This window comes from Aromatoleum anaerobium, from assembly GCF_012910705.2.
Taxonomy (GTDB): Bacteria; Pseudomonadota; Gammaproteobacteria; order Burkholderiales; family Rhodocyclaceae; genus Aromatoleum; species Aromatoleum anaerobium.
The window spans coordinates 1076075-1099616 of sequence record NZ_WTVG02000040.1 but is presented as its reverse complement, the minus strand read 5'-3'; the positions used below and the strand labels follow the sequence as shown (position 1 = coordinate 1099616).

15 protein-coding genes are annotated in these 23542 nt (G+C 65.9%); 9 read left to right on the top strand and 6 right to left on the bottom strand.

What is annotated here, in order from left to right; genetic code table 11:
* Window positions 1-56: 56 nt before the first annotated feature.
* From msrA to GO606_RS20645, 3 genes are all read left to right on the top strand, one after another.
* Window positions 57-620 (top strand): peptide-methionine (S)-S-oxide reductase MsrA, encoded by a 564-nt coding sequence (gene msrA / locus GO606_RS20655; protein ID WP_011238192.1) that lies wholly within the window; start codon window positions 57-59, stop codon window positions 618-620.
* A 34-nt stretch (window positions 621-654) separates the two neighbouring features.
* Window positions 655-999, top strand: a complete 345-nt coding sequence (locus GO606_RS20650; protein ID WP_053421116.1) for an FKBP-type peptidyl-prolyl cis-trans isomerase — start codon at window positions 655-657, stop codon at window positions 997-999.
* 74 nt (window positions 1000-1073) lie between these two features.
* Window positions 1074-1532 (top strand): Lrp/AsnC family transcriptional regulator, encoded by a 459-nt coding sequence (locus GO606_RS20645; RefSeq protein WP_169116618.1) that lies wholly within the window; start codon window positions 1074-1076, stop codon window positions 1530-1532.
* Between the two features lie 26 nt (window positions 1533-1558).
* On the opposite strand, the gene GO606_RS20640 is transcribed toward GO606_RS20645, so the two are convergent.
* The 5 genes from GO606_RS20640 to GO606_RS20620 form a co-directional block, all read right to left on the bottom strand.
* A complete protein-coding gene (locus GO606_RS20640) occupies window positions 1559-2938 on the bottom strand; it encodes a sodium-dependent transporter (protein ID WP_246979808.1) in 1380 nt (459 codons plus the stop codon).
* A 377-nt stretch (window positions 2939-3315) separates the two neighbouring features.
* Window positions 3316-4776 (bottom strand): class I SAM-dependent DNA methyltransferase, encoded by a 1461-nt coding sequence (locus tag GO606_RS20635; RefSeq protein WP_169116619.1) that lies wholly within the window; start codon window positions 4774-4776, stop codon window positions 3316-3318.
* On the bottom strand, window positions 4773-6716 hold the full coding sequence (locus GO606_RS20630; protein ID WP_169116620.1) for an RNA-binding domain-containing protein: 1944 nt from the start codon (window positions 6714-6716) through the stop codon (window positions 4773-4775). The genes GO606_RS20635 and GO606_RS20630 overlap by 4 nt, the downstream gene beginning before the upstream one ends.
* A complete protein-coding gene (locus tag GO606_RS20625; protein ID WP_169116621.1) occupies window positions 6713-8266 on the bottom strand; it encodes a restriction endonuclease subunit S in 1554 nt (517 codons plus the stop codon). The genes GO606_RS20630 and GO606_RS20625 overlap by 4 nt, the downstream gene beginning before the upstream one ends.
* Window positions 8263-11043: a type I restriction endonuclease subunit R gene (locus tag GO606_RS20620; RefSeq protein WP_169116622.1), complete on the bottom strand. Its 2781-nt coding sequence runs from the start codon at window positions 11041-11043 to the stop codon at window positions 8263-8265. Before GO606_RS20620 ends, GO606_RS20625 begins: the two co-directional genes overlap by 4 nt.
* Window positions 11044-11425: 382 nt before the next feature.
* Between GO606_RS20620 and GO606_RS20615 the strand changes: the two genes are divergently transcribed.
* The 5 genes from GO606_RS20615 (at window position 11426) to GO606_RS20595 (ending at window position 21251) form a co-directional block, all read left to right on the top strand.
* Complete coding sequence (locus GO606_RS20615) at window positions 11426-15070, top strand: indolepyruvate ferredoxin oxidoreductase family protein (protein WP_169116623.1); 3645 nt, start codon at window positions 11426-11428, stop codon at window positions 15068-15070.
* 180 nt (window positions 15071-15250) lie between these two features.
* A complete protein-coding gene (locus GO606_RS20610; RefSeq protein WP_169116624.1) occupies window positions 15251-16303 on the top strand; it encodes a Glu/Leu/Phe/Val dehydrogenase dimerization domain-containing protein in 1053 nt (350 codons plus the stop codon).
* A 140-nt stretch (window positions 16304-16443) separates the two neighbouring features.
* On the top strand, window positions 16444-19143 hold the full coding sequence (locus tag GO606_RS20605) for a DEAD/DEAH box helicase (RefSeq protein ID WP_169116625.1): 2700 nt from the start codon (window positions 16444-16446) through the stop codon (window positions 19141-19143).
* 9 nt (window positions 19144-19152) lie between these two features.
* Window positions 19153-20190, top strand: a complete 1038-nt coding sequence (locus tag GO606_RS20600; protein WP_169116626.1) for an SWIM zinc finger family protein — start codon at window positions 19153-19155, stop codon at window positions 20188-20190.
* A gap of 107 nt (window positions 20191-20297) precedes the next feature.
* The gene (locus GO606_RS20595) at window positions 20298-21251 is read left to right on the top strand and encodes a cation diffusion facilitator family transporter (protein WP_486187737.1); all 954 of its coding nucleotides are present in this window, start codon (window positions 20298-20300) and stop codon (window positions 21249-21251) included.
* A 21-nt stretch (window positions 21252-21272) separates the two neighbouring features.
* On the opposite strand, the gene GO606_RS20590 is transcribed toward GO606_RS20595, so the two are convergent.
* Window positions 21273-21788 (bottom strand): hypothetical protein, encoded by a 516-nt coding sequence (locus tag GO606_RS20590; protein ID WP_169116627.1) that lies wholly within the window; start codon window positions 21786-21788, stop codon window positions 21273-21275.
* A gap of 349 nt (window positions 21789-22137) precedes the next feature.
* Here GO606_RS20590 and GO606_RS20585 point away from each other — a divergent pair, with 349 nt between their 5' ends.
* Window positions 22138-23514, top strand: coding sequence for a fused MFS/spermidine synthase (locus tag GO606_RS20585; RefSeq protein WP_169116628.1), 1377 nt, complete (start codon window positions 22138-22140; stop codon window positions 23512-23514).
* The last annotated feature ends 28 nt before the right edge of the window (window positions 23515-23542 follow it).

Genomic DNA, 23542 nt, shown 5'->3' with positions numbered 1-23542 from the left:
AATGGACGTGCCGCGGCGCTGTCATACCAGCAGCGATTCCCAAGGAGGTAATCCGTATGACGGAACAGGAAATGCCCGCGGCACGTGAAACCGCCATTCTGGCCGGTGGCTGTTTCTGGTGCCTCGAGGCCGTGTTCAAGGATGTGGAAGGCGTGGAGGCGGTGACGTCCGGCTATACCGGCGGACGCGTCGATTCTCCGTCCTATCGCCAGGTCTGCGAGGGTGGAACGGGCCACGCGGAAGCCGTGCGCATCGTGTTCGATCCCGAAGTGATCGGCTATCGCGATCTGCTGGAGATATTCTTCGTCATCCATGACCCGACGAGCCTCAACCGGCAGGGTAACGACGTCGGCACGCAATACCGTTCCGCGATCTTCGCGACGACGGATGAGCAGTTGCACGAGGCGCTCGCGCTGATCGAGGAAATGGGCGAGATGCGCGTGTACCCGTCGGCGATCGTGACCAAGGTCGAGCGTGCCGGCACGTTCTGGCCGGCGGAGGATGTGCACCGCGATTATTACGCGCGTAACTCGGACCAGTCGTATTGCCAGTACGTCGTTGCGCCGAAGATCGCGAAATTCCGCGAGAACTTCGCCAGCCGGCGCAAGCAGGGCGGGTAGAATCCGGGTTTTCGCCTCAACCAGGAGAGTACCGATGTCCCAGACCACGACCGCCAGCGGCCTCATCATCGAAGACATGGAGGTCGGCAGCGGCGCGACGGCCGAGAAAGGCAAGAGCGTATCGGTGCATTACACCGGCTGGCTCACCGACGGCCGCAAGTTCGATTCGAGCAAGGATCGCAACGATCCGTTCGAGTTTCCGCTCGGCGCCGGCCACGTCATCCGCGGCTGGGACGAGGGCGTGCAGGGCATGCAGGAAGGCGGCCGGCGCAAGCTGACGATTCCGCCCGAACTCGGCTACGGCGCGCGCGGCGCCGGTGGCGTGATCCCGCCAAACGCGACGCTGGTGTTCGAAGTGGAGCTGCTGAAGGTCCGCTGAGCACGGCTCATGTGGCGACGAGTCGAGCGCCGGTTGCTGGCCGGGCGGCCGGGCAGCAAAGCCAGGGAGGCGCGATGAAGCTCGACCAGGCCCAGCGGCGCATCCTCGCGCTGCTGCAGAAGGATTCCTCGATCAGCACGCAGAACCTCGCCGAGAAGGTCGGCCTGTCGCCGTCGCCGTGCTGGCGGCGGGTGCGCGAACTCGAGGAGGCGGGCCTGATCCGCGGCTACGTCGCGCTGCTCGACCGCGAGAAACTCGGGCTGGGTACCTGCGTATGGGTGCGGGTCAAGCTGACGAAGCACAGCAGCGAGGTGCTCGACCGTTTCGAGGCGGTGGTGAAGAGCTGCAACGAAGTCGTCGAGTGCTACGAGCTTCTGGGCGAGACGGACTGCCTGCTCAAGCTCTACCTGCCGAACCTCGAGGCGTTCTCGTCGTTCATGCACAACTTCCTGCTGAAGATCCCGGAAGTCGACATCACCCATTCGAGCGTCGCGCTACGCGAGATCAAGAACGAAACGGCCCTGCCGCTTTGAGACAGGGCCATTTTGCGCGACACGCGTCAGAGGCTGTGCCAGAACACCGCGATGACGCCGGCCGGCGCGACATAACGCGCCAGCACATTCCACACGCTGAACCCGGCGCGGCCGAGCCCCAGATCCTGGCGCACGCCTTCGCGGTCGAGGAACCACGCGACGAACACGATCGCGCCGAGGCCGCAGGCCGGCAGCAGGAACTTGCTGGTCAGTTTGTCGAGCAGGTCGAAGATGTTCTGGCCGAAAATCAGCACCTCGCTCCACGCGTTGAACGACAGCAGCGCGGCGACGCCGAGCGCCCAGGTCGCGACGCCAGCGACGACGGTCGAGGCGACGCGGCCCATCGGTGTGCGCTCCTCGAGCAGTTCGACGACCGGCTCGAGCAGCGAGATCGACGAGGTCAGCGCGGCGAAGATCAGCAATGCGAAGAACAGCACCCCTAGCACGAGCCCGCCGGCGATCTTGCCGAACGCGAGCGGCAGCGTGACGAATACGAGGCCGGGGCCGGATGCCGGGTCGAGTCCGTTCGCGAACACGATCGGGAAGATCGCGAGACCCGCGCACAGCGCGATCGTCGTGTCCGCCACTGCGACGGTGCCTGCGGCGCGGACCAGGTTGATGTCCTGGCCGAGATAAGACCCGTACGCGATCATCACGCCCATGCCGAGCGACAGCGTGAAGAACGCGTGGCCGAGTGCCGCGAGCACGACGGTGCTGTCGAGCTTGCTCCAGTCCGGCGTGAACAGGTAATCGACCGCGGCGCCAAAACTGCCGGTCGTCATGCCATAACCGACCATGCCGAGCAGGATCACGCCGAGCGCGGGCATCAGCAGCTTCGTTGCGCGCTCGAGCCCGCCCGACACGCCCATCGCGACGACGCCGACCGTCAGCAACATGAACACCGAATGCCACGCGAGGAGCCGGGCGGGACTCGCGAGCAGGCCCGAGAACAGCGCCGCGGCCGCGTCCTTCCCGATGCCGGAGAAGCTGCCGGCGCCCGCTTCGGCGAGGTACGACAGCGCCCAGCCGCCAATCACGCTGTAGAACGACAGGATCAGGAACGCGGCGAGCGTGCCGCCCGCGCCGACCAGCATCCAGCCGCGTCCGCGGCCATTCTTTTTCGCCAGTTCGGCCATGGTGTTGACCGGGTTCTTCTGGCCGCGCCGTCCGATCAGCCACTCGGCGATGATGATCGGCAGGCCGATCAGCGCGATGCAGCCGAGATAGACGAGGACGAACGCCGCGCCGCCGCTCTGGCCCACCATGTACGGGAATTTCCATATGTTGCCGAGTCCGACGGCGGAGCCGACCGCGGCGATGATGAAGCCGAGCCGCGAGGACCAGTGGTCGTGCACCTTCGTCGCGTCCATCGCGAGTGCTCCGTGCGTGGTTTCGATCGCAGCCATGTCAACATCCTCCACGGACGGCAACGCAGGCTGCAGGGGCGGGAAATCGGACAGAAAATCGCATGAATGTCTCCTCCGGTTGGCCTCGTGGGCACACGGTCAAGGGGAGATCATGCAGCACGTTCGACGCGGCGGTGGCCGCGACGTTCGCCTGCCCACGATGAAGCGTCTCCACCTCGCATTGTTGTATTCATCGCCGTCGTGGCCGGCGGATGAGGAGCGGAAATGCTAATCAGGCAAGGGGGAAAAAATATTTCGATCTTGCCCGTGGCCGGGGGGCGGCGGGAAAGATACTTTCGTTCAACGCCGGAATTCGGCCAAATCGTTGCATGTCGGGTTCTTGCAGTGCGGCATCGGCTCTCGCCGGCGCCGAGCGTTCAATGGCTGCGCAGTCCTGCGGCCACATCGCGGAAGGCGCTCAGCGCCGCTTCCAGGTGTTCGATGATCTCCTGCTGCAAGACTTCCGGCGCCGGCAGATCGTCGAGATTGTCGAGGCTGTCGTCCTTCAGCCAGAAGATGTCGAGACTGGCCTTGTCGCGCGCGACCAGCTCCTCGTAACCGAAGTACCTGAAGCGCTCTGTTTCCTTGCGCTCGTGGCGGTTTTCGGGGTGATAGCAGGTGATGAAGTCGCGCAGATCATCGAGCTTCAGCGTCCTGGTCTTCAGCGTGAAATGCTTGTTGGTGCGCAGGTCGTAGATCCACACGCCTTTCGTGTGCACCGCGCCGTCTTTTGGCCGGGCATCGAAGAACAGTACGTTCGCCTTCACGCCCTGCGCGTAGAAGATCCCGGTCGGCAGGCGCAGCAGCGTATGCACGTCGCAGTTCTCCAGCAGCTTCCTGCGGATCTTCTCGCCCGCGCCCCCTTCGAACAGCACGTTGTCCGGCAGCACGACCGCCGCCAGGCCGCTGTCCTTCAGGATCGTGACGATGTGCTGCAGGAAGTTGAGCTGCTTGTTCGACGTGGTTTCCCAGAAATCCTGCCGCTCGTAGGTCAGCGCGTCACGGTCCTCCTCGCCTTCCTCGTTGGTGATCGTCATGCTGCTTTTCTTGCCGAAGGGCGGATTGGCGAGCACGTAGTCGAAGCGCTTGCCGGCATCGGCGATCAACGCATCGGATCGCTCCACCGCCGGCTCGCCGTCCAGTTCGCCGATGTTGTGCAGGAACAGGTTCATCAGGCACATGCGACGGGCGTTCGGCACGATCTCGTTGCCGTGGAAGGTGCTGTGGCGCAGGAACTCCTTCTGCCGCCTGTCCAGCGTCCGGCCCGGCCGCGTCAGCCAGTTGTAGGCGCCGAGAAAGAATCCGCCGGTGCCGCAAGCCGGATCGGCAATCGATTTCATCGGTTCGGGGCGGACGCACTCGACCATCGCCTGAATCAGCGCGCGCGGCGTGAAATACTGGCCGGCGCCGCTTTTCGTGTCTTCGGCGTTCTTCTGCAGCAGCCCTTCGTACAGGTCTCCTTTCGTGTCGGTGTCCATGCCGACCCAGCTTTCCGCATCGATCATCTGCACCAGGCGGGAGAGCTTCGCCGGGTCCTGGATCTTGTTCTGCGCCTTGAAGAAGATCGCGCCCAGCATGCCGGGCTCGCCACCGAGGCGGTGCAGCGTTGCCAGGTATTGCGCTTCCAGCGGCTCGCCGACCCGGCTGCGCAGCGCCGCCCAGTCGTAGCCCGCCGGGATGTGCGTGTCGCGCCTGTACGGTTCCTGCGCGTATTCATGCGCCATCTTCAGGAACAGCAGATAGGTGAGCTGCTCGAGATAGTCGCCGTAGCCGACGCCGTCGTCACGCAGCGTGTGGCAGAAGTTCCAGACTTTCTGGACGAGAGCGGAGGTGTTCATTTCGATTCGTTTTCTGTCATGGGAGCGATGTACGCCTGCCGCGGATCGCGAGTCGAGGCGAAAGCGGGAAGCAATGCACCTTCCTGAACCATGGGCGTCAGCGTCCGCTTGCGCAGGTCGTCGAGGTCGCGCTGCAGGACGTGGGCCAAGACCCGTAGTCCAAGGAAGCGCCTGGTGCACAGCGCCTGGATTGTGGCGCGCAGGACATCGGGACTCGCCTTCCGCCGCCGCGCAACTGGCGCGGCCAGTGCCAGCAACTCTTCCTGCAACTGGGCCGGAATGGCGCTCCAGTCGTGATAGGTCACAAGCTCCGGTGGTTTGGCGTCGAGCTCCGGTGGTTTGGCGTCGAGCTCCGGTGGTTTGGCGTCGAGCTCCGGTGGTTTGGCCCCAAGCCCCCGATTTCCGAAGTCCGCCGCATCAAAGGCCGCCCCCACGGTCTGGCGCTGCCAGGGCAGGAAGTAGACCATGCCGCGCCCTGCACCGTCCGGGATCAGCAGGCCGTCACGCACCAATTGCCCCAGCAGCTTGGTCAAATCGGCCGGGTGATCGGTCGTGATCTGCTTGAGCCGGTCATGGCTGACCGAACCTTCCACCTGCGCGGTAATCAGCGCGAGTCGCGCGGTTTCGGGCAAGGCAGCGACCCGCGAACCAAGTTGTGCCGTCAATTCGGCGACTGCCCGCTCCGGCACCAGACTGCTCATGCGCAATTCCATCAGCGTCTGTTCCGGCTCGGGCATTTCATAGAGGACTGGCCGGCGCCAATGTTGCCCCGCCCAGTTCCTGTAGATCTTCGGCAGCCCCGAGCCGGCATGGTCACCATACCCCACCAGCTGGAACATGGTCTGGAGCCGCCGGTTACGGCAATCGCTGTTGCCGCCGTGGATCGCCAGCTCGGGCGGAATGCGCATGCGTCCCGGGTTGCGGAAGCCGAACATGTCCGGGCGCTTGACCACCAGCACCGAAACGCGCCCCGAAAAATCGGCGTGGATCAGCGTATTGACCAAGGCTTCGCGCAGCGCCTCATGCACCGGCGTGTCTTCGATACGCTGCCCGGCATGCAACTGGAAAGGCACTTTCAGGTCGGCCGTCAGCTTCTGGTAAACCTTGCGGAAGAAGTCGTACACGTTGCCCGACCAGCTGCCGTCGGGCACCAGGCGGTCAATCCAGCGTTTCTCGGCACGGGCCTCCGGCCGCTCCTGATAGTCGACCATGTAGTGCGGCAGAGCATCGCGGATCACCTCGGCACGGCCGAACATCAGCAGGCCGGCCAGGCGCAGTGCGCTGAGGCCTTCCTCGCGGTTCTTGCCCCAGGCACCGATACGTTCCAGAAACTCAGGCAGCGGAAGGTCGGTCCATACGTGCCCCGGCTTTACCGCCGCGAAGCGGTTGCGGTAGGCCGCTACCGACTCCATGTCGAGATCGCCGAAGTCGAAGCCCTTGAGCACCCGCTCGTCGCGCGAATCCTCGACGCGTTCTGCCATCAGGCGGCGCACGGCTTCGTCGTCGGCTGCGTAATCGCCTTCGTAGCGGCGCAGGTAGGTGCCGCCAAAGGGGTTGCTGCCCAGATGAACCGGCCGGACCTGACGCGGGGCGCGCGGCACCCGAATGCGCAGCACGGTCTTGTCATCCACCGCAATGGGTTCGACGTCCTGCTCGCTCAACAGGTTGGCGCTGATCTGCTTGCGGTTATGCAGGTTATCCCACAGCGCCTTGCGCACCCGCTCCACCTCGGCAAGGCCGAGCGCCCGAAAGCGGCCGCGCGGCTTTTCCTGCACACCGAGCAGGATCACCCCGCCATCGGTGTTGGCCATGGCGCTGTAGCTCTTCCAGAAATCCTCCGGCAACTCGCCTCGCCCATCGCGCCCTTGGGCGGCCTTGCATTCGAGGTCGACCGACTCCGAAAGCCCGGCCAGATCGAGGCTGCTCAATCGCTCGCTCATGCCGTCTCCCTAGCGCGCCGGCTGCGGGGTTTCTTCACCGCCGCCTGTTCCGCCCGCTCGGCGCGGATGCGTTCCAGCAGCACGCTGGCCGGTTCGTCGTCGGAGTCTTGCGGCACCAGCTGGCCGGAGAAGGCGGCGCGCAGGATGTTCTGGCGTTGGGCGGCGGATTGTTTGAGGGCCTGATCCAACATCGCTGCGACCGAATGCATCTCTTTGCCTGCTCGTTCGAATATGAACAGGATTTGAGACTGCTCTTCCAGTGGGGGTACAGGTATCACGACCGACAAGATATCTGGCTGCGAGATCTTGTAGATGCCGGCAGACGTTCGTGCTCGCCGCTCAATGTGCGACCGCGTGAAGGATGCATCCCACAGCAGTGCTACCCACTCAGGTCGAATGATCGAGTTCAGCACGCGGAGCCGAATCATCGTGTCGGGATAAGCCACCTGCTCAGCCGCGTTAGTCACCAAGCCGGCACGGCCGACCAAAGAAAGAGAGCCGTTGCCGCGAACAATCAGCAGATCGCCATCGACCACGGCAAATGGCTTTGCTTCCTCATCAGACCAGTCGCCGGTCTTGTATTCATTCAAGTCGATACAGCCGTCCTTGACAGCGGTTAACCGAAGCACTTTCGCGCCAACCGTCGCGCTGGGGACGGAACGGCCATTTGCGAGATCGTCAGGTGATAGTTGATCCACCGTCGCCCACACCCACCCTTCCGGCAGGTCCGGCAAGTCTTGGATATCCGGCGCCACCGGCTCGGGGTATTTGTCCTGCCAGCCCTTGGGCGGAGCCTTGCCTTGCTCGTCGAATTTCGCCCGCTGTCTGGCTTCCCAGCGCGTGCGGCGCTCCGTGAGGATGCGGGCGAGCAGTTGCGCGCCGGTTTCGGTCGCGTCCCCGCGCTGCGCGCGTTCCACCCGCCACGCGGCGGTGAGCTTGCCTTCGACCGCGGCTTTCAACAATGACTGGCGGTACTGCGCGAGTTTTTTCTGCGCGGCCTTCAGTTCGGCGACCGCGGCGTCGAGGTCGGAGAGGAGTTCCTCGAGTTTTTCGACGATGCGGGTTTGTTCGGCAGCAGGTGCGATGCGTAAGGGAAAGCGAGCCAACGCCGGGCCTTCGATACTCGCCACTGTGGTGCCATGCTTCGAGCAGGCCGCCAAGATGTCCCGTTCGTTAGCGATCAGATGCCATGCCAGGTAACGCGCGGAGATATCCACTTCAGGAATAAATGCGCGCATGTCTTGATTGATGGTCACAGCCATACTGTTTAGCGCGACGGGAAGCGTCCGGGAAAGGATTCCGGACCGGACGACGACGAGGACACTTTCCGGCGGGATCACCGTCAGCCGTTCGAGAGCCTTCTCGGTGATGGTATCCTCCGCGGTCTGCAGAGCGAACACCTTCATGTCCTTTGGCGATACCCACGGGATGCTGCCGTTCAACCAATATGAGTGGTCCGCTTTAGACGGTGTGCTTCCTCCCGCTGATTTCGCGACGTCATCGAGGGTCGAAATAGCCCATCCAGCGGGTAGCAGTTCGCTGCGGCTCACGCCACCAACTCCTCATTCATCTCCTTCATCAGCCCATCCAGTTCCGTGCCGAACATGCCCCAGGCGCGCTGCAGGCCACCGCGGTCGGCGAAGCCGGCGTAGTCGAAGTCGTCGCGGGCGATGCTGCAGCTGCTCGCGATGTGGTCCTTGATGAGCCGCAGCCATTCGGTCTGCTCGGGCGTGAAGGCGGTCGCGCGCTGCGCGTTGTGGCGGAAGATCCATTCCTGGAAGCGGCGGTCGACCTGCTCGCTGAAAGGCTTGAGTTCGGCGTCGAGACCGAGCGCGAAACGCACCAGCGCGATCAGGTCGGTGAGCTGGCGGCGGGCGGTGGTGGCCTTGACCTGCGAGGCCTGCACGCGGGCGTAGGCGCTCCATAGTCGTTCGGTGGTCAGCATCAGCGGCGGGCGGCTCAGGCGCTCGTGCAGATCTTCGATCATGTCGAAGGTGAGCTCGCGGCGCCGATACGGTTGCTGGTAGAAGAAACTCAATGCGCCGATCTCGTCCTTGTGCAGTGCGATGTAGTCGGCGAACGCCTGGATGGTTTTCTGCGCCTGCGTTTCGGCCTGCGCGCTGAAGCCGGAAAAGCTGACCTCGTCGATATTCACGTGGTCGATCAGCTGTTCGCGCTCGCGCCGGGCGGATTCGATTTCCTCGCGCAGTTCCGGCTTGTCGAACGGCGCGCAGGCGGCCGCGACGCGTTCGGCGCGCGCGGCGGCGATCTCGTCGGCCGTGAGGGTGTCTTCGGCGCGGGTGATGCCGCGGGCTTTCGCCGTGGCGAGCGCGGCCTCGACGATCCGGTCCGGGTTCAGCGCCGCGATCAGCGCACGGCCGAGTTCGGCCACCGGAACGCCACCGGACACCTTCTCCACGCGCGTTTTGGCTTTGTCGTCGAGCTGCTTGGCGAGGCGCACCAGCCGGTTCGCGAGGCTCAGCACCGTGTCGTCGTCGCGGTGTCCCATCGCGACTCCCTGCAGCAGATCCTTGAGCGGCACGCCGGGCTTCTTTTCCAGCGGCCGGCTGTCGGTCTTGAGCGATTTTTCGACGCCGACGGCGTCGATCAGCACGAAGCGCGCCTTGGCGCTGTCGGCGCTGTTGCTGACGCGCTTGAGATCGTCGAATCCGAGCGAGCGCACGCCGCGGCCCTTCATCTGCTCGTAGTAACCGCGCGAACGCACGTCGCGCATGAAGAGCAGCACTTCGAGCGGCTTGACGTCGGTGCCGGTGGCGATCATGTCCACGGTGACGGCGATGCGCGGGTTGTAGTCGTTGCGAAAGCTCGAAAGAACGCTGTCCGGGTCCTCGGCGGCCTTGTAGGTGACCTTCTTGCAGAAGGCGTTGCCCTGGCCGTAGACCTCGCGCACGGTGTTGATGATGTCGTCGGCGTGGCTGTCGGTCTTGGCGAAGATCAGCGTCTTCGGCGTTTCCTCGCGGGTGGGGAAGATCTGCGTTTCCACCGCCGTCTTCATCGCCTGGATGACCTGGCGGATCTGGCTCGGATTGACGACCGACTTGTCGAGGTCCTTGCCGGTGTAGGGCATGTCTTCCTCGGTTTCGGCCCAGCGCTTCCGGCGCGTCTGGCGATCGCGGTGGTCGACCCACTCGCGGGCCTTGAGTTCGGCGCCTTTGTGCGTGACCTCGGTTTCGATCTCGTAGACGTCGTAGCCGACGTTCACCCCGTCGGCGACGGATTGCTCGTAGGTGTACTCGGCGACGATGTTCTCGTGGAAAAAGCCGAAGGTGCGCTTGTCGGGCGTCGCGGTGAGTCCGATCAGGAAGGCGTCGAAGTAGTCGAGCACCTGTTTCCACAGGTTGTAGATCGAACGATGGCATTCATCGATGATGATGAAATCGAAACTTTCGACCGGAATCGCCGGGTTGTAGCGCACGAGCTTGGCCTGGTTGCCGGTCTGGCGCACTTCGTTCAGCGATACGTCTTCCGCCGATTCGTCGATCGGCTCGCCCGAGAGCACCGAATACATGCGCTGAATCGTGCTGATGCAGACCTGCGAATGCGGGTCGATCGTGCTGCCGGCCAGCCGCTGCACGTTGTACAGCTCGGTGAATTTTCGCGCGTCGTCGGGCGGCGTGTAGGCCATGAACTCCTGATGCGCCTGCTTGCCGAGGTTGCGTGTATCGACAAGGAACAGGATGCGCCTGGCGCCACCGAACTTCAGCAGGCGATACACGGCGGTGATCGCGGTGAAGGTCTTCCCCGCGCCGGTGGCCATATGCACGAGGGCACGGGGCTTGTTCAGGGCGAGGGATTTTTCGAGCCCGGTGACGGCGCCGATCTGACAGTTGCGCAGATTGCGTTGCGGCAGTGCCGGCATGTGCTCGGCGAGCCGGCGGCGCAGCGTGTCGGGCTGGGCGAGCCATCGTGCAAGCTGGTCCGGCCGAAAGAAGTGAAACAGCTCGCGCGAGCGAGGGACCGGGTCACGGCCGTCGGTGAAGCGGACGATCTGGCCGGTGCTCTCGAACAGGAACGGCAGCACGTTGGTTTCCACGCGCCATTTCAGCGTCGCGTTCGCGTAGCGCGCGGTCTGGTTCTCCACGACCGTGATGTTCTCGCCCGATTCGTCGCGCTTGGCCTCGATGACGCCGACCGCCTGCCGATCGACGAACAGGACGTAGTCGGCCGGGCCGGTGTCGGTGGGAAATTCCCGCACGGCGATGCCGGCGCCGGCGCCGAGATTGATGTGCGTCAGATCCTGGATCGTCCAGCCGGCCTGCTCCAGCTTCCGGTCGATCTGCTGGCGCGCCCTGATTTCAGGCGTCATTGCTCCCCCTTTTGCCACCGTCACTGGTCAGTCACGACTTGCAACAAATCGGCATTCTAAATGCTTTGACGTCGACCAAGCCCCGCATAACCGGCGCAGCGGCCCCTTGGCAAGTTCTGATGGCATTGGCGTTGCGGGATGGACTCGACTCGCTGCCGTTTGCCCGCTTGCCCGAAATCCGCTGAAAACGGAAATATTATTTCCTTGGTACGCCTGTTCCGGTGCGAAGAAGGAAATTTTTTGCCGCGCTTTCTCCTTACGATGTGGCCATGCCGTTCGCACCTGCGGACGCGCAATAACAGCAACCACACAGGAGACAACGTCGGCAGGCCGGATACGGGCGTCACGAGCGCCCGAGGAGCGGCCGCGACGGTGACACGCCATGACGAATACTCTTTCCCCCCGGGCTCTTGCCCCCGTCTCGCTCGACGACAAATACACGCTGACGTCCGGCCGCGCGTACATGACCGGCATCCAGGCGCTGGTGCGCCTGCCGATCATGCAGCGGCTGCGCGACGAGGCGGCGGGGCTCAACACCGCCGGCTTCGTCACCGGCTATCGCGGCTCGCCGCTCGGCAACGTCGACCAGGAGTTCTGGAAGGCGAAGAAATACCTCGAGCCGCATCACATCCGCTTTCAGCCCGGCCTCAACGAAGACCTCGCGGCGACCGCGGTATGGGGCACGCAGCAGGTCACTCTCGACCCGAACGCGCTGTACGACGGCGTATTCTCGATCTGGTACGGCAAGGGGCCGGGTGTCGACCGCAGCGGCGACGTGTTCCGCCACGCCAACGCCGCGGGCACGTCGAAGCACGGCGGCGTGCTGGTGATCGCCGGCGACGACCACGGCGCGAAATCCTCGACGTTGCCGCATCAGACCGAGCACGTGTTCAAGGCGATGATGATGCCGGTGCTCGCGCCCGCGGGCATCCAGGATTATCTCGAATACGGGCTGCACGGCTTTGCGCTGTCGCGTTACTCGGGGTGCTGGGTCGCGTTCAAGGCGCTCACCGACACCGTCGAGACGTCCGCGTCAGTGAACATCGACCCGTTCGCGGTGCAGACGGTGATCCCGTCCGCCGCCGAGTTCCCGCTGCCGCCCGACGGCCTGAACCTGCGCTGGCCCGATCCGCCGCTCGTGCAGGAAGAGCGGCTGATGCACCACAAGCTGTACGCCGCGCTCGCGTACTGCCGCGCGAACCAGCTGAACAGGACGGTCATCGACAGCCCTGCTGCCAGGCTCGGCATCATCACCGCGGGCAAGAGCTATCTCGACGTGCGCCAGGCGCTCGAAGACCTCGGCATCGACGACGCGCTCGCCGCCGAGATCGGCATCCGCCTGTACAAGGTCGGCATGGTGTGGCCGCTCGAAGCCGAAGGCGTGCGCGAGTTCGCCGACGGCCTCGACGAGATCCTCGTCATCGAGGAGAAACGCCAGTTCCTCGAATACCAGCTCAAGGAAGAGCTCTACAACTGGAAGGAGGACGTGCGCCCGCGCGTCATCGGCAAGTTCGACGAGAAGGGCGAATGGAGCCTGCCGCACGGCGACTGGCTCTTGCCGGCAGCCGGCGACCTGACTCCAGCGATGATCGCGCGCGCAATCGCGGCGCGCATCGGCCGCTTCTACACGTCGGACGCGATCAGGGCGCGCCTTGCGTTCTTCGACGCGAAGGACGCCGCGCTCGCCAAGCCGCGGCTGTCGATCGCGCGCGTGCCGCACTACTGTTCCGGCTGCCCGCACAACACCTCGACGAAAGTGCCCGAAGGCTCGCGCGCGATCGCCGGCATCGGCTGCCACTACATGGCAACCTGGCTGTCGCCGGAGACGACGCAGACCTTCTGCCAGATGGGCGGCGAGGGCGTGCCGTGGGTCGGGCAGGCACCGTTCACCTCGACGAAGCATGTGTTCGCGAACCTCGGGGACGGCACTTACATGCACTCCGGGATACTGGCGATCCGCGCGGCGGTCGCGGCGTTCAACTCCTCCCCGGCCGGCGGCGCCGAGGCGACCGCGCGGCCTTCCGGCATCACCTACAAGATCCTCTACAACGATGCGGTCGCGATGACCGGCGGCCAGCCGCACGACGGCATGCTGTCGGTGCCGATCATCAGTCGCCAGCTGCTCGCGGAAGGCGTCACGAACATCGTCGTCGTCAATGACGGCACGCCGCGCGCATATGGTCCGTCCGATCTGCCGCATGGCGTGCCGATCCGCCACCGCGACGAGCTCGACGCGGTGCAGCGCGAACTGCGCGAAATTCCCGGCGTGACCGCGCTGATCTACGACCAGACGTGTGCGGCCGAGAAACGCCGTCGCAGGAAGCGCGGCACCTTCCCCGACCCGGCCAGGCGCGTCGTCATCAACGACCTCGTCTGCGAAGGCTGCGGCGACTGCAGCGACAAGTCGAACTGCATGTCGGTCGCCGCGGTCGAGACCGAGTTCGGCCGCAAGCGCACGATCGACCAGTCCTCGTGCAACAAGGACTACTCGTGCGTCAAAGGCTTCTGCCCGAGCTTCGTCACGGTCGAAGGCGGCAAGCTGCGCAAGGGCAAGGCCGCGACGGCTGGCGCCGACGTGTTCGCCGCGCTGCCCGAACCCGTGCTGCCGGCGACGACCGCAGCATGGGGGATATTGATCACCGGCGTCGGTGGCACCGGCGTCGTGACGATCGGCGCGCTGCTCGGCATGGCTGCGCACCTCGAAGGCAAGGGCGTGTCGGTGCTCGACATGGCCGGCCTCGCGCAGAAAGGCGGGGCAGTGTCGTCGCACGTGAAGATCGCCGACCGGCCCGAGGACATCTTCGCCGCGCGCGTCGCGGCCGGCGACGCGAACGCCGTGATCGGCTGCGACCTTGTCGTCACCGCGAGCGACGAATCGCTCGCGAAGATGCGTGCCGGGCACACCCGCGTCGTCATCAATCGCGACCAGACCAATACCAGCGAGTTCGTCCGCGGTTTTGCCGCCCAGGCGCGCAGCGGCGACGTGGCGAAGCACCCCGACCCGCAGTTCCCGGCCGCGTCGATGGAAGGGCAGGTCATCGACGCGGTCGGCGGCGGGAACGTCGAGTTCCTCGACGCGACACGCCTTGCGACGGCGATCCTCGGCGACTCGATCGCGACCAACCTCTTCATGCTCGGCTTCGCGTGGCAGCGCGGGCTCGTGCCGCTCAAGCGCGACGCGATCCTGCGCGCGATCGAGATCAACGGCACGGCGGTCGAGGCGAACAAGGCGGCGTTCCAGTGGGGCCGGCGCGCCGCGGTCGAGCCGGACGCGGTCGCGCGCGCCGCGCAGCCGCAGCACGGCACGCCGGAGCATCACAAGCTGTCGCAAACGCTCGACGAAGTCATCGCGCGGCGCCACGCTTTCCTCGCCGACTACCAGGACGCGGCGTACGCGGCGCGCTACCTGCGGCTCGTCGAGCGCGTGCGCGCGGCCGAGGCGAAAGTCGCGCCCGGCGCCACGCGGCTGACCGGGGCGGTCGCGCGCGGCTACCACAAGCTGCTCGCGTACAAGGACGAGTACGAGGTCGCGCGGCTCTATACCGGCAGCGACTTCGTCAAGCGCATCGGGGAGCAGTTCGAAGGCGATTACCGACTCGTCTTCCACCTCGCGCCGCCGGCGCTCGCGAAAACAGATCCCGCGACGGGGCATCTGCAGAAGCGCAGCTACGGACCGTGGATGCTGAAGGCGATGCGGCTGCTGGCGAAGATGAAGGGCCTGCGCGGCAGCGTGCTCGACCCGTTCGCGCGCACCGCCGAGCGCAAGCTCGATCGCCGGCTGATCGCCGACTACGAGCGCATCGTCGACGAGATCGTCGCCGGTCTCGCCGCGGCGAACTACGACACCGCCGTCGAACTCGCGTCGCTGCCGGAGCAGATCCGCGGTTTCGGTCACATCCGCGAGCGCTATCTGGCGAACGCTTTGACGCGCCAGGCGGCGCTGCTCGACGCCTTCCGCGGCAAGGAGGCGCCTGCCGTGGCGGAGCCACGCAAGGCGCGCAGGACGATCGCCGTGATTCCCGCCTGAGAGCTAACCTCCCGCGCTGCGAGCGGTCCAATCCGGCAAGGGAAAGGCCGACGTTGCACGGGGGGCGTTTTTCCCGGTCCCGTCCCGGACCGGTCACCCCCCGCGGCACTTCCGTCCGCCATCGCCACAAGCGACGGCGGCCGGCGTGTCGCACCCTCGAGACCCAAGAAGGAGACCAGCATGAGCGTATTTTCCACTCCCGATTTCGCCGACCACGAACAGGTCGTGTTCTGCAGCGACGACAAGAGCGGCCTGAAGGCGATCATCGCGATCCACAACTCGAACCTCGGCCCGGCGCTCGGCGGCTGCCGGATGTGGCCGTATGCGAACGAGGACGAGGCGACTCGCGACGTGCTGCGGCTGTCGCGCGGCATGACCTACAAGTCGGCGATGGCGAACCTCGCGCTCGGCGGCGGCAAGTCGGTCGTCATCGGCAACCCGCGCACCGACAAGACGCCCGCGTTGCTCGAAGCGCTCGCGCGCGCGATCGACCGTCTCGGCGGACGCTACATCGCAGCCGAGGATTCGGGCACCAGCGTCGCCGACATGAAGCTCATGTCGCAATTCACGCAGCATGTCTGCGGCGTCCGCGACAAGCCGGCCGAGCACGGCACGCGCAGCGGCGACCCGTCGCCGTCGACGGCGTACGGCACGCTCGTCGGCATCCGCGCGGCGGTGAAGGAGCGGCTGGGGCGCGATTCGCTCGACGGCCTGCGCGTCGCGGTGCAGGGGCTCGGCCATGTCGGCCTCGATCTCGCGCGCCGGCTGAAGGCGGCGGGCGCCGAGCTGTGGGTCACCGACCTCTACCGCGAGCCGCTGCTCGCCGCCGGCAGGGAGCTCGGCGCGACCGTCGTCGCGCCGGAGGAAATCTTCGGCCTCGATGTCGACGTGTTCGCCCCGTGCGCGCTTGGCGCGGTCCTGAACGACCGGACGATCGCCGAGCTGAAGGCGAAGATCGTCGCCGGCGCCGCGAACAACCAGCTCGCCGAACCGCGGCACGGCACGGCGCTGATGAACCGCGGCATCCTGTATGCGCCGGACTATGTCATCAACGCCGGCGGCATCATCGACGTGTATTACGAGCGCACCGGCAACTTCGATCCGGCGGCGCTCAGGCAGCACATCGAGGGCATCCACGACAGCCTGCTGGAGATCTTCACGCGTGCGCGCGCCGAAGAGCGGCCGACCGGCGAAGTCGCCGACGCGATCGCCGAAGAACGCTTCAGGCGCTGACGCCGTAGCCCCCGGCGGCATTTCGCAGTTCAATTTCACGCACTGGCGGGCCAATTGCCTTCAAACCCACTGCGCGATTGATAAACTGCCCCCCGAAATCCCGACTCACCCGGTTAATGCGACAGAACCCCGATTAACGCATGTCATCCGCCACCACAGCCCTGACGCTGCTGCTGACGCCGCAAGGCCATCTGTTGCTGGCGCCGGTTCCCGATGAGCCGCCCTTGCCCGCAGAGCTTCAGTGTCGTCTCGCTGACAGCTTTGCGCTCGGGTCCGGGCACGGTCTGCTTCATCTGGGTGCAGCGGAAATCGGGTCCGTCTTGCCGCCCGCGCTCGGCTGGTGGCGGGATTTCGCCTCGCGTTACGTGACGGCGCTGTGCGCGACCCCCGAAGGCGCCGACGTGGCCATTGCCGTACCCGACGATCAGGTGCTCGATGCCCTGATTGCCGATGCGCCACCGATGACGGGTGCGGAATATCTGACGGCGGAAGTCCTGGATGCCCTGTGGGCTGCGCTCGATACCGCGCTGCGCGTCGAGCTTGCCGCCGCGAAGTGCCCGCTTCAGGATTTCCTCAAGGCGCGCCATCCCGCCTGGAATCTGGTTGGAAGGGTGGTTTTCAACCTGGCCGAGAATCGCAAGGATCCGGAAGCGCCGTTCGCTTTTCTCGCCACCTATACCGCTCGCTTGTCGGCCCATGGCAAGGCGCAGCATCTGCCGCTATCGCAGGCACTGACCGAATTCTCCGATGGCAAGAGCCAGGCGCGGCTACTGTCCTTGCTCAAGCCGGTGCAGGGCGGCGCCGAGCAATGCGGCTGGCTGCGTGAAATGGTGGAGGCCGGCGAAATCTACCACCCGCTGCGCTGGACGCCGGCCGAGGCCTACCGGTTTCTCACCGATGTGCCGAAGCTCGAAGCCGCCGGCATCGTCGTGCGCGCGCCGGGAAGCTGGCAGGCGGGCCGTCCTGCGCGGCCGCTGGTCAAGGCCAGCCTGGGCGCGCGGCCGCCCTCGCTGCTGGGCAAGGATGCGTTGCTCGATTTCAGCATCGACGTCACGCTCGATGGCGAACGGCTCGGTGCTGCCGAGATCAAGGCCTTGCTGAAAGGCACTGATGGCCTGCAATTGATTCGCGGGCGCTGGGTCGAGGTGGACCGCAACAAGCTTGGGCGCATGCTGGAACGCTTCCAGGCGATCGAACAGGCGGCGGCAGACACCGGTCTGCCTTTTGCCGAGGCGATGCGCCTGATGGCAGGCGCCTCGCTCGACGACGATGGCATCGATCCTGCCGATGCCGATTGGTCGCAACTGGTGGCCGGCCCCTGGCTGGCCGAGACCTTGCAGGGGCTGCGCCGACCCGAGGGCCTGGCACAGGTCAGTCCCGGCCCGGAACTCAGGGCCTCGTTGCGGCCGTATCAGCAGGTAGGCGTGCGCTGGCTATATCTGCTGACCCGGCTGGGTCTGGGCGCGTGTCTCGCCGACGACATGGGACTGGGCAAGACGATTCAAGTGCTGTCCCTGCTCCTGGTTCTGAAACGCGAGCAGAAAAACGCTCGCCCCAGCCTGTTGGTCGCCCCCGCGTCGTTGCTGGCCAACTGGGCATCGGAAGCCGAACGCTTCGCGCCCGGCCTGCGCGTGCTGATCGCGCACCCTTCGGCAATGCCGGCCGCCGACCTGCGCGCGCTGGATGCCGGAGCGCTGACCGGCGCCGATCTCGTCATCACCAGTTACGGCTCGCTGCTGCGCTTGCCGCTGCTGGAAAACGTCGATTGGCACCTCGCCGTCATCGATGAAGCGCAGGCCATCAAGAACCCGGGAGCCCAGCAGACGCGGCAGGTGAAGAAGCTCAAGGCCGCGGCGCGCATCGCCCTGACCGGCACCCCCGTTGAAAACCGCCTGTCCGATCTGTGGTCGATCTTCGACTTCACGAACCCCGGTCTGCTGGGCACGGACAAGCTGTTCGCGACGTTCGCCAAGCGACTGGCGAAGGCCGAGCATTTCGGTCCGCTGCGCTTGCTGGTGCAGCCCTATATCCTGCGCCGGCTGAAAGCCGACAAGCGCGTGATCGACGATCTGCCGGACAAGACGGAGCTCAAAGCCTGGTGCCACCTGAGTGCGGCCCAGGCGGCGCTCTATCAGCGCGCGGTAACGGAACTGGCCGCCGCCCTGGAAGACGCCGAAGGCAACATCGACGGGATCGGCCGCAAGGGGATCGTGCTGTCCTTCCTGATGCGTTTCAAGCAGATTTGCAACCACCCCTCGCAATGGCTCGGCGACGGCGCGTGGCGACCCGACGACAGCGGCAAGTTCGCCCGTTTGCGCGAGCTGGCCGAGGTGATCGCAGCGAAGCAGGAAAAAGTGCTGGTGTTCACGCAGTTTCGCGAAACCACCGAACCGCTGGCGGCATTTCTTGGCGCCATCTTTGGCCGTGATGGTCTGGTGCTGCACGGCGGCACCCCGGTCGCCAAACGTCGCGCGCTGGTCAAACGCTTCCAGGACGACGAACTGACGCCCTTTTTCGTCCTCTCGCTCAAGGCCGGCGGCGCGGGGCTCAATCTTGCCGCGGCGTCGCACGTGATCCATTTCGACCGCTGGTGGAACCCCGCCGTCGAAAACCAGGCCACCGATCGCGCGTTCCGCATCGGCCAGCGGAAGAACGTGCTGGTACACAAGTTCGTCTGCCGCGGCACGGTCGAAGAGCGCATCGATCAGTTGATCGAATCGAAACAGCAACTGGTCAAGGATGTGCTGGAGGGCGGCGCGGAACTCCTGTTGACCGAATTGAGCGACCGCGAACTCCTCGATCTGGTCAGGCTCGACATTCACACCGCACAGGAAGGATGAGGTGATCACATGAGCTATTACGCATGGAAGCCCTATGTTCCGGTCGCCGAGCGCCGCAGACAGGCAGAAAAAGTCGCCGCCAAGGCCCGGAAATCGGGCGCCGACCTCTCGCCGATCGAGCCCTGTCGCGGGGCCATCACAAAAACATTCTGGGGCAAGGCCTGGAGCGAAAACCTGGAAGCTTACAGCGACTACGCGAACCGTCTGCCCCGCGGGCGCACCTATGTGCGCAACGGCTCGGTGATCGACCTCAAGATCGCCCAGGGCGAAGTTCAGGCGCAGGTAATGGGGTCCAGCCTCTACAAGGTCGCCGTCAAGGTCGCGGCTGTTTCGCTGGAACAGTGGCAAGCCATCGGCACGGATTGCGCAGGTTCGATTGACTCGCTGGTTGAACTTCTCCAGGGGAAACTTTCCACGGCGGTGATGCAGCGTATCTGTACGCCGCGCACCGGGCTCTTCCCTGCGCCGAAGGAAATCAGCTTCAGTTGCAGTTGCCCGGATTCGGCCTCGATGTGCAAGCACGTTGCCGCCGTGCTCTACGGGGTCGGCGCGCGCCTCGATCAACAGCCCGAGTTGCTCTTCCGCTTGCGCCAGGTCGATGCCGAGGACCTCGTCAGTCAAGCGGGGGCCGGTTTGCCGAAATCTAACAAAGGCCCGGCGGCCGGCAAGGTGCTCGACGATTCGATGCTCGCAGATGTGTTCGGCATCGAGCTGGACGAAACCACGCTGACGACGAAGGACGCGAGCCCGCGGAAGGCGCCGGCACCCACCAAAGACAGGGCGAAAAGGGCACCCAAAGCAGCGAGCGGGACCCCTGCCGAGACGAGCAAGAAGCCCGCCGCGATCCGGAAGGCTGCACCATCCAAAAAACCCGTAGCGGCGAAACCCCCCGCCCAGGATTCCGCCACTCAGCGCACCCCGGGAGCGCCTGCTTCGCAGCGCAGATCGACGCCGAGCAAATCAGCAAGTGGAAAGGCCAGGGAAGCGGTTACGAGCCCAGCCAGGGAAAAGACCGGAAAAACCGTACGCGCATCGAAAGGCGACTGACAGCCGAGCTTTGGTTTTCCGTGTTCAGAGGCCGCCAGGCTGTTGGATCCTGCCATCTGAGCGACATGACCTCTTTTCCGGTTCGATAACGCGCCGTCCGAGAGATGATGCAGCCGTATGCGGGCGAGGATGAGGCGATCGCCCCGCGGACCGCAGCCGGCGTGGTTTACCATGTCCGCCGTTCCGTTCCCGTCGTCATCATGCGCACCCTCACTCCGCACCAGGCCCTGCTGCTCTCGATCCTCGCCGCGCTGATAACGATCGGCATGAAGGCGGGGGCGTGGTGGCTGACCGGGTCGGTCGGATTCCTCTCCGATGCGCTGGAGTCCCTCGTCAATCTCGCCGGCGCGTCGTTCGCGCTGCTGATGGTGTCGTTGGCGCACGCTCCGGCCGACCCCGGGCACCCGTACGGCCACGGCAAGGCGGAGTATTTCTCGGCCGCTTTCGAAGGCATGTTGATCTTCGTCGCGGCGCTGGTGATCCTCGCGACGGCCGTCGAACGCCTGATCCATCCGCAGCCGCTCGGCGCGCTCGGTCTCGGCACGGTGCTGTCGGTCGGCGCGAGCCTCGTCAACCTGGTCGTTGCACGCATCCTGTTCCAAGTCGGGCGGGCGCACCGTTCGCTCGCGCTCGAAGCCGATGCGCGTCATCTGATGACCGACGTGTGGACGACCGCGGGCGTCGTCGCCGGCGTAGGCCTGGCGAGCCTCAGCGGCTGGAACTGGCTCGATCCGCTCGTCGCTGCCGGCGTCGCGGTGAACATCCTGCGCGAAGGCTGGGGGCTGATGCACCGCTCGGTCGACGGCCTGATGGACCGCGCGCTCGACGACGCCGAAATCCGGCGCATCGAGGCGGTGCTGCAGTCCTGTTGCACCGAGGGAGGGCACTTCGTCAACCTGAAGACGCGCGTCGCCGGCGCAATGCAGTTCGCGCATGTCGATCTGCGCGTGCCGGGAGAGTGGACCGTTGCCCATGCCCACGCCCTCGCCGACTCGGCCGAGCACGCCGTGCGCAAGCACACCGGGACGCGCCTGACGACCCACATCGAGCCGGTCGAGTAGCGCCCGCGATCGCCGCGCCGCTCACGTCGTTGCCGCGGCCCCTCCCGGTTCGGCCATCGACTCGCCGATGATCTGCCGCGCCCAGGTCGTCTGCTCCTCGGTCGCGGTGTGCGCGACGAGGACCACGTGGCCGCTCGCGAGCGCATCCTTGACGAGATCGGCGACGTCGCCCTTGCTGTTCTCCGCGCCGGCGGCCGCCCCGACGATCGCGCCGAGGCTCGCTCCCCAGCCGAGCATCGACAGCGCGCCGAGCACCGGGCTGGCGACGAACAGGCTGATGTTCGCCGCCGCCAGCGCAACAGTCCCGGCGGCGCCGGCGAGCGTTCCGACCGCGGTGCCGATCGCGCCGTCGCGCAGCACTTCCTTCAGCACGTCGTCGCTGTCGGCGGTGGCGTCCTCGTTCTCGCGCCTGCGGCCCGGTTCCAGCAGCCTCGCCTTGTCTCGCGGCAGGCCGCGCTGAACGAGCCGCTCCAGCGCGGCTTCGGCCGCCGCGCGCGTCTCGTAGACACCCAATACTCTGTGCAGGTAGTTTTCCATCGTGTGCTCCTGTCCGGCCGACGGTGCGCAGTCGCACGCGTTCTCCGTATCCGGAATAGAGTGCGGCGGGGAGGCTCGCGTTCCGGATCGCTGCACGGAACGGGCCCGCGAAGGCTCTCCCGTATGCACGCTGCGCCGGTCCGGGCTCAATCCTTGCGGGAGTCGTCGAACCGTTTCCGGCTGCGGCGCACGCCGATGTGCGCCGCGAGCCCGATCGCAGCGACGAGGACGATGAAGATGAGAGGATGCAGCAGATCACGCACGGAGCGTACTGTATCGCGGCACGCGCCCGCGCGCGCGCACGGCGCGGCCCGCTTGCGGAAACTTCCCCCATGATGCGCCCGACCCGATGACCCGCTCCGCAAGTTCCGTCCGCACGGCCGTCCTGTTCGCCACGGTGTTTGTCGAAGGCTTTTCGTCGCTCGGCGCGGAGATCATCGCGTTGCGCCGCCTGGTGCCGCATCTGGGCAGCGCGATCACCGTGACGGCGCCGACGATCGGCTTCTTCCTGCTCGCGCTCGCGCTCGGATACCAGGCGGGCGGACGCGTCGAGCGCGATTTCCTCGGGCGCGTGCGGCGCAACTTCGCGCTGGCCGCCGCATTGATCGCAGTCGGACTGGCCGGACCGGTCATCGACGCGTTGTTCGCGCACGTCACTCCCGCGCCGCTCGCGTACCTGATCTTCGTCGCTGGCGTGCTGTGTCCGATCGCCTGGCTGCTCGGTCAGACGGTGCCGGTGCTGACCAACCTGCTGCGCGACGATCGCGTCGGGGCGCGCAGCGGCGCAGCGTTGTACTGGTCGACGCTCGGGTCTTTCCTCGGTTCGCTGTCGCTATCGCTGCTGGTCATGCAGTGGCTCGGCGTCGCCGCGGCGATCCTCGTCTGCGCGGCGCTACTCCTCTGCCTCGTGCCATGGCTGCAGGATGCCCGGGAGCGGACGGTGGCGGCCGACCTGCCGATCATCGCGCTGGTCGCCGTCGCGGCGTTCAGTGGCAACGTGCTGCTGCCGCAACAGATCGAAACCGCCTACGCCACCTACAGGGTCGGCCCGGTGGCGCTGCCCGGCATGACCGACCCGCGGGTGTTCTGGATCAACAACCAGGTCGCTTCGATAATCGACGACAGCGAGCCGCCGCGCTACACGCGTTACATCGAGCGGCTGCGCACGGTGATGCTCGACGAAATGGGCTTTCGCAACCGGAGCATCCTGGTGCTCGGCGCCGGCGGCTTCACGCTTTCACATCGCGAACCGCTCAACGACTACCTCTACGTCGATATCGACCCGGCAATACGCGAACTGGCGGAGCGGGAGTTCCTCGGTACCGGCAGCCGTGGGCGCTTCGTCGCCGCCGACGCGCGGCGTTTCGTCGCCGACACCGACGAGCGCTTCGACGCGGTCGTCGTCGACGCCTACAGCGCGCTCACGAGCATTCCCGCGCACCTGGTCACGCGCGAATTCTGGCAGGGGACGCAGCGCGTGTTGGCCCCGCAAGGCGTGATGTTCGCGAACTTGATCCTCGATTCGCGCCTCGCGACGCCGTACGCGCGCAACCTGCTGGCCACGATCCAGTCGGTATATGGCCCCTGCGCGGTTGAAATCCTGTTCCGCGACCGCCCGCTCTCGAACGTCCTGGTGCAATGCTTTGCCGGCGCCCCGCCGCCGGCCGCCGAGCCCTACACCGACGAGCGCAACCGCGCGGATCTCGACCTGCTGCGCTCGCGCTAGCGGGCAGCAGGCGGGCGCGCACCGGCGT

Bases quoted from the DNA above. Each gene is read 5' to 3' on its own strand.
- GO606_RS20635 (WP_169116619.1), bottom strand. From the start codon at position 4,776: ATGAACACCTCCGCTCTCGTCCAGAAAGTCTGGAACTTCTGCCACACG.
- GO606_RS20590 (WP_169116627.1), bottom strand. From the start codon at position 21,788: ATGGAAAACTACCTGCACAGAGTATTGGGTGTCTACGAGACGCGCGCG.
- GO606_RS20605 (WP_169116625.1), top strand. From the start codon at position 16,444: ATGTCATCCGCCACCACAGCCCTGACGCTGCTGCTGACGCCGCAAGGC.
- GO606_RS20620 (WP_169116622.1), bottom strand. From the start codon at position 11,043: ATGACGCCTGAAATCAGGGCGCGCCAGCAGATCGACCGGAAGCTGGAG.
- GO606_RS20630 (WP_169116620.1), bottom strand. From the start codon at position 6,716: ATGAGCGAGCGATTGAGCAGCCTCGATCTGGCCGGGCTTTCGGAGTCG.
- GO606_RS20615 (WP_169116623.1), top strand. From the start codon at position 11,426: ATGACGAATACTCTTTCCCCCCGGGCTCTTGCCCCCGTCTCGCTCGAC.
- msrA (WP_011238192.1), top strand. From the start codon at position 57: ATGACGGAACAGGAAATGCCCGCGGCACGTGAAACCGCCATTCTGGCC.
- GO606_RS20645 (WP_169116618.1), top strand. From the start codon at position 1,074: ATGAAGCTCGACCAGGCCCAGCGGCGCATCCTCGCGCTGCTGCAGAAG.
- GO606_RS20610 (WP_169116624.1), top strand. From the start codon at position 15,251: ATGAGCGTATTTTCCACTCCCGATTTCGCCGACCACGAACAGGTCGTG.
- GO606_RS20585 (WP_169116628.1), top strand. From the start codon at position 22,138: ATGACCCGCTCCGCAAGTTCCGTCCGCACGGCCGTCCTGTTCGCCACG.
- GO606_RS20650 (WP_053421116.1), top strand. From the start codon at position 655: ATGTCCCAGACCACGACCGCCAGCGGCCTCATCATCGAAGACATGGAG.
- GO606_RS20640 (WP_246979808.1), bottom strand. From the start codon at position 2,938: ATGGCTGCGATCGAAACCACGCACGGAGCACTCGCGATGGACGCGACG.
- GO606_RS20600 (WP_169116626.1), top strand. From the start codon at position 19,153: ATGAGCTATTACGCATGGAAGCCCTATGTTCCGGTCGCCGAGCGCCGC.
- GO606_RS20595 (WP_486187737.1), top strand. From the start codon at position 20,298: ATGCAGCCGTATGCGGGCGAGGATGAGGCGATCGCCCCGCGGACCGCA.